The organism is Leucobacter sp. M11 (assembly GCF_035726885.1).
GTDB lineage: Bacteria > Actinomycetota > Actinomycetes > Actinomycetales > Microbacteriaceae > JAPFRB01.
The window spans coordinates 640,011-646,150 of sequence record NZ_JAPFRB010000002.1 but is presented as its reverse complement, the minus strand read 5'-3'; the positions used below and the strand labels follow the sequence as shown (position 1 = coordinate 646,150).

At 67.2% G+C, this 6,140-nt stretch carries 6 protein-coding genes; 3 read left to right on the top strand and 3 right to left on the bottom strand.

Annotation, left to right across the window (positions count from 1 at the left end):
* The 3 genes from OOT08_RS07485 to OOT08_RS07475 form a co-directional block, all read right to left on the bottom strand.
* Positions 1–202 (bottom strand): DMT family transporter (locus OOT08_RS07485; RefSeq protein WP_442916190.1); only part of this gene is annotated, 202 nt, incomplete at its 3' end.
* Positions 203–275: 73 nt separating this feature from the next.
* Positions 276–1,739, bottom strand: coding sequence for an NAD(P)/FAD-dependent oxidoreductase (locus OOT08_RS07480; protein WP_325091976.1), 1,464 nt, complete (start codon positions 1,737–1,739; stop codon positions 276–278).
* 111 nt (positions 1,740–1,850) lie between these two features.
* A complete protein-coding gene (locus tag OOT08_RS07475; protein WP_325091974.1) occupies positions 1,851–3,308 on the bottom strand; it encodes an APC family permease in 1,458 nt (485 codons plus the stop codon).
* Between the two features lie 194 nt (positions 3,309–3,502).
* On the opposite strand from OOT08_RS07475, the gene OOT08_RS07470 reads away from it, so the two are divergent.
* From OOT08_RS07470 to OOT08_RS07460, 3 genes are all read left to right on the top strand, one after another.
* Entirely contained in the window at positions 3,503–4,963 is a 1,461-nt protein-coding gene (locus tag OOT08_RS07470) for an aldehyde dehydrogenase family protein (RefSeq protein ID WP_325091972.1), read from the top strand.
* Between the two features lie 109 nt (positions 4,964–5,072).
* Entirely contained in the window at positions 5,073–5,573 is a 501-nt protein-coding gene (locus tag OOT08_RS07465; RefSeq protein WP_325091970.1) for an Lrp/AsnC family transcriptional regulator, read from the top strand.
* A gap of 101 nt (positions 5,574–5,674) precedes the next feature.
* Entirely contained in the window at positions 5,675–6,124 is a 450-nt protein-coding gene (locus OOT08_RS07460) for a cupin domain-containing protein (protein WP_325091969.1), read from the top strand.
* Positions 6,125–6,140 lie beyond the last annotated feature (16 nt).

Sequence of the window (6,140 nt, the reverse complement as noted above, 5' to 3'; positions counted from 1 at the left end):
GGGTCCCCGCCCCGGACCAGATGGCGTAGGCCGTGCCGACCGGCAGCACTCGGAGCACCTGCGAGAGGAGATAAAAGGACAGCCCGTAGCCGCCGATCACGGCGATGGACGGCCAGAGCCGGGTGAATCCGGCCGAGGCTTTGAGCATGGAGGTGGCGAAAACCTCCAGCGCGATCGCGGTGGCGAGCAGGAACCAGTGCACGGTATTGCCTCTCTGGGAGGCGGCGTCGCCCCGACCGGGAGTGGTCGGGGCGACGCCGCGGGTGAGTGTGTGGTTAGGAATCGAAGCCCATGCCGATGGCGTCCATGGTGGACAGCCAGAGGCCGCGCTTGCCCTGGTTGCGGTCGGACCGGGCCATCTCTGAGGTGGTGATCTGCACCCCCATCCAGGCGACGGGCTCCGGCGGGAAGGGGATCGGCTTCTTGCGGACCAGCTCCAACCGGGTCCGCTCGCTGTCGACGCCGTCCAGCAGGTCGAGCGTGACGTTTGCCCCGAAGCGGGTGGCCCCGACGCCGAGGCCGGTGTAGCCCGAGGACCCGACGACCCGATCCCCGTGTGCCCGGGTGAAGAAGGAAAAGAATCGACTGCACGAGTCGATGGCTCCGCCCCAGGCGTGGCTGAAACCGAGGTCCCCGAGCACCGGGAAGGTCTCGTAGAAGTGTGCGACGAGCCGCCGGTAGGTGGGTTCGCTGTCGTAATACTCCTCCTTCAGCCCCTTGCCGAAGTGGTAGAGGGCGTCGTATCCACCAAACAGGATTCGCTCGCGCCCCTCGTCGTCCCGGGTCTTTCGGATGTAGTGGAAGCGGTTGTTCATATCGGCCAGGCCCTGGTTCTCGGACCAGCCGAGGGCCGCGGACTGCTCCGCGGTGAGGGGATTACTCATGAGCGCGTAGTCCCAGACCGGGACGGTGAAGGGCCGGGCGCGGCGAAGCAGCGAGGGGAAGACGTTCGACGCGAGGGCGACGCGCTGAGCGGTCACCGTTGCGAGCGGCTGCTCGGTGGTGCCCGATTCGGTGCCGCCGACCGTCAGGCTGATGTGGTCTCGCCCGGCTTCGAGATCAATGACGGGGGAGTGCTCGTAGATCTCGACGCCCAGCTCGAGGCACACGCGGCGCAGTTCCCACGCGAGCCGGGCCGGTTGCACGAGAACGTTGCCCTCCTGTTCCCAGAGTCCCGCGTGATACAGGGGGGAGTTCACCTCGGCGCGCACCCGATCGCGGTCCATGTAGATCAACTCCGGATGCTTGTTCGCGTCGGCCTGCAGCCAGGCCACCTGGTGTTCCTCGGTTGCGACCCGGAGGACGCCCGTCTCCTCGTAGCCGCAGTCCATGTTGTAGCGGCGGACGGTCTCGCCGATCTCACGGACGTTCTCGAGCCCGAGCTCGTGCAGGCGGGCGGTCTCCTTCGGGAGGTGGCGCTCGCCGTTACTTGCGCCGTGGGTGAGGCTTGCCTCGCAGAAGCCACCGTTTCGTCCGGAGGCTGCCCAGCCGATGCGCTTGCCCTCGAAAAGCATGACGTGGCGGTTCGGGTCCCGCTCCTTGGCGAGGAGCGCGGTCCAGAGCCCCGTGTAGCCGCCGCCGACCACGGCCAGGTCGCAGCTCAGGTCGCCGCGGGCCGGGGGGACGGCCTCCGGTCGGCGGGGGTCGTCGAGCCAATACGGTTCCCGCTTGGTGCCGGCGAGGGCGGAATCGATGCGCTCCGCGGAAACGGCGGCCTCAGCGCGGTCGTAGGTGGTCATGCTGCTCCTTCATGGTGTGTGCGGCGGCTCGCATGCTCGGCGGGCCGCCGCCGGGGTTGGGGAGGGCGACACGGTCGCCCTCCCGGGGCCGCTGAGCCGGTTTTGGCCGGCTCAGCGAGACTGGGTGGGTGCGGAATCGGCCCTCGCCGGGACCGAGGACAGGTCCGCGATTCCTTCTTCGGAGGGCTTGCGGCGGGTAAATCGCCAGATGACCACGCCCGCGAGGAGGACGCCGATCGCGATCGCGAGTTCCTTCACGCCGCCGTACCCGGTGACTTGGAAGCCGGTGGCCCCGACAACGAGGATGAAGACGAGGAAGACGGTGAGGACGATGGAGAGCGGGACGAAGAATCGCGGCAGCCTGATCGGCCGATTCGCGTTCGGGCGATCCTTGCGGAGCAGGAAGAACCCGGAGACGGCGAAGATGTGGGTCAGGATATAGCCGAGGTTGCCCGTCACGATGATGGCCAGCGGGGACTGCAGCACCACGAGAACGAGGATGTTCATGACGAGCATGACGTTCAGCGCCCGCATCGGGATGCCGCGGCGGTTCAGCTTGCCGACGCTGCGGACGGTGATGCCCTCGCGGCCCATGTTGAAGAGCACGCGGGAGGCGTCGGCCACCGAGGTGGTCATGATCAGCAGGAGCGAGGCAATGAGGCACAGCGTCATCACATCCGCGCCGCCACCGCCGAGGAGGTTGCCGAAGCTCTGCACGAAGAACGCGGCGGGGTCTGCCTCGATCGCGGCCTCACCGGCGTAGCCCCCGAGGGTGATCGGGATCAGGAAGAACACGCCCATGCAGAACAGCACGGCCGCCTTGATCGCGCGGGCGGTGTCCTTGACGGAGTCCCGGTATTCCGGCGCGAAGGTGGCGCAGACCTCGATGCCCAGGGTGGTCCAGGCCATGATGTACATCCAGATGAGGGCGGTGCGTAGCCCCTCCCAGCCGTGCAGTTTCCAGGTGAGATCCAGCGGCGCCCACTCCGCTGAGAACAGCGGTAGGACGATAAACACGAACAGCGGAATCATGAGGATGCCCGCGGTGACGTAGACGAAAGCCATCGTCACCCGCACGCCAATCACGTTCACGAGGTAGAGCACGACGATGACGATCAGCCCGATGACGATGGGCAGATTGAGCGAGATCGGACCGAGTGAGATTTCCCAGGTGTGCTCGGGGAACCACTGCGCCTGGACGAGGGCCCCGGTGACCGCGCCGTAGGTGGCGAGGTTGGTGCCCCAGGGCAGCCAGTACCCGATCCCGGCGACGGGTGCGACCCAGGGGGCGCGCTTCTTCCAGGCCTCGGCCGCGTAGCTGGAGATCCCGCCGGAGGAGTTCGGGAACATCGTGGCGAGCTCGGTGTAAATCCAGTTGACGCCCATGGCGAGGATCATCGAGATCGCCCAGAGTGCGGCCGCGCCCCAACCACCGAGCCCGGTGATGGACGCGCCGAGGGTCGCGATCAGGGCGGCGGGCATGGTCATCGACATGGCAAAGCCGTCGAACCATCTCATCTTCTTGGGCAGTTGCGCGGGCTCGGTGCCCGCGACCTGTGTTTCTGGCATGACAACTCCGTTGTTATCGAGGGTTCCCCCTGCTTCGTTGGTCAGGAGTATCGTGCCTCTGTTTGCTCTAATAGTCAATTTCTTGCCAAGTGTTTGTTTTCTCAACAAATAATATCCGGGGCAAATTGCGTTTCCGGGAACCCTCGCCTATGGTGAAGGAAACAACGCTGTTCCTGATACACGGAGGTATCGCTATGAATTCCCTGCCTGTGCCGTCTCGCACCCAGCTCTTCATCGCTGGTGAATTTACCGATGGGGCATCCACCGAACGCGCGGAGATCCTGAGCCCGGCAACCGGTCAGGTCATCGCCTCGATCCCGGTGCCCACCCAGGCCGACCTCGACCTCGCGGTCGCCAAAGCGCACGAGGCGAAGACCGCCTGGCGGAAGCTCGGCGTCTTTGCCCGCGCAGAGATCTGCCACCGGATCGGCACCGCTCTGGAGTCCCGTGTGGACGAGCTCGCTCGCCTGCAGTCGCTCGAACAGGGCAAGCCCCTCGCCGAGTCGCTCGCCGACGTGAAGGAAGCAGCGCAGCTGTTCCACCTGCACGCGGAGGACGCGGTCCGTCTCTACGGCGAGACGCTCCCCTCCAACGATCTGCACAAGCGCCAGCTCACCTTCCGTGAGCCCATCGGCGTGTTCGGCATCATCACGCCCTGGAACTTCCCGCTGCTGATGTTCGCCGAGTTCGTGGCCCCCGGCCTCGCCACCGGGAACGCCCACGTGGTGAAGCCGCCGACGAACACCCCGCTGACGGTCCTGGCCGCGATGGACGCGATCGTCGAGGCCGGGGTACCCGCCGGGCTCGTCAGCGTCCTCCCCGGCGAGGGCGACTTCGGCGCGGCCCTCGTCTCGCACCCCGGCATCGACGCGGTCGGGTTCATTGGCTCCTCTGCGACGGCGAAGAAGATTCAGGCGACCGCTGGGCTCAAGCCCATGCTCATTGAGGCGTCCGGCAACGGGCCCGTTGTGGTGCTCGCCGATGCGAACGTGGAGCGCGCCGCCAAGGCCGCGGTCGACGGTGCCTTCTACTGCGCGGGTCAGGTGTGCTGCGCCACCGAGCGCGTGATCGTGCACCGCGACGTACACGAGAAGTTCGTCGCTGCCGTCCTCGACTACGCAAAAAAGACGGTGGTGCTCGGCGACCCCTTCGACCCCAGCACGAACCTCGGGCCCCTGAACAACGAGGGTGTCGCCGAGAAGATGGACCGTCATCTTGCGGATGCCCGTGAGCGCGGTCTCAACATTTTGCTCGGCGGCGGCCGCCGAGAGGGACAGGCTACCGAGCTGTTCTACGAGTTCACCGTCGTCGACGACGTCCCCACGGACAGCCTGCTCTCGCGGGAAGAGTCCTTCGGTCCGGTGCTGCCCATCATCATCGCCGAGGACGACGACGACGCGCTGCGCATCGCGAATGACGACCCGCTGGGGCTGCAGGGGGCCGTCTTCACGGAAAACCTGAACAAGGCGTTCCGGTTTATGGAGGACATGCAGGTCGGTCAGGTCGTCGTGAACGACTCCAATGGCTGGTGGGATGTCAACATGCCCTTCGGCGGCGCGGGCGGGAAGGGCACCGGCTGGGGCCGCATCGGCGGCATGTACACCCTGCACGACATGACCTGGGTGCGCACCGGCATCATTCACGTCGGCGAATAGGTCGCAGCAGGCCGGGCGGGCGCACATCCACAGCGACGGATCGCGCCCGCCCGTTCCGGGCTTGATAGATTGTGAGGATCACCGCCCGGACCGGAACGAAGGAGCCCCCATGAAGGCCGACCTGGACGAGATCGACCGCAAACTGATCGCGATCCTGCAGCAGGACGGACGACGCTCCTTCAAAGAAATCTCCGAGGAGACGGGAATTCCTGCCTCTTCGGTTCGCTACCGCGTGCAGCGCCTGGAGGAATCCGGCACGCTGCAGATCGTCGGGGTCGCCGACCCGCTCCGGATCGGCTTCGATCGGTTGGCCCTCATCGGGCTCAAGTGCGAGCTGGGCAAAGCGCGGGCCGTGTGCGAGGAGCTGTCCCGACTTCCGGAGACGAGCTACGTCGTGCTCACGACCGGCCCCTACGACGTCATGGTCGAGGTGGTCTGCCGCGATGTGGCGCACTACACCGAGTTCCTGCACGAGCGGCTCCCGACCGTCGACGGCATCACGGGCACCGAGACGTTCTTCGTCCTGGAGGCCTACAAGCTGGCCTACGGCTGGGGCGTGGGCGACGAGGGCTCGCCGCTCGGCGAAGCCGCTGCGGAGCACAGCGAGTAACCGCGGCTCAGCCGCACGGGCGCCGCGCGCCCACCCACTGACCGGTGCCCGAGGGCACCCGAGCGAGCGCGCCTCCGGGCCGCCGAGAAACGGAGCGAGCCATGAGCGTCGCGGAGCACCCCCAGAGCAACCACACAACCGTGCTCACCCCCGGCGGTGTCCTGCCGCTGACGGAGCTCGCCCTGCAGATCGCGCCCCTCCCCGCCGCGGAGGTGCGCTCCGGAACGCCGGGGGCTGGCTCTCTCGCGGTCGATGCGGGCCCCGGCCTCGACATCGGGGTCTGGGAGATGACCGCTGGCACCGCCGTCGACGTGGAGGTCGACGAGTGCTTCCTCGTCCTGACGGGCCGGGCGACGGTCACCGTGCTGCCCGACACCGACGGCGGCTCTCCGCGGGTCATGGAGCTCGCCCCCGGGGTCCTGGGTCGGCTGTCCGCGGGGATGCGAACCGAGTGGGTCGTGCACGAGAACCTGCGCAAGCTCTACCTGATGCCGCTCACCACGGCCTCAGCCGCCCCCGAGGCCCCGGCTGCCGGGGTCACGGTGCGCTAGGGCGCGAGGAACCGCG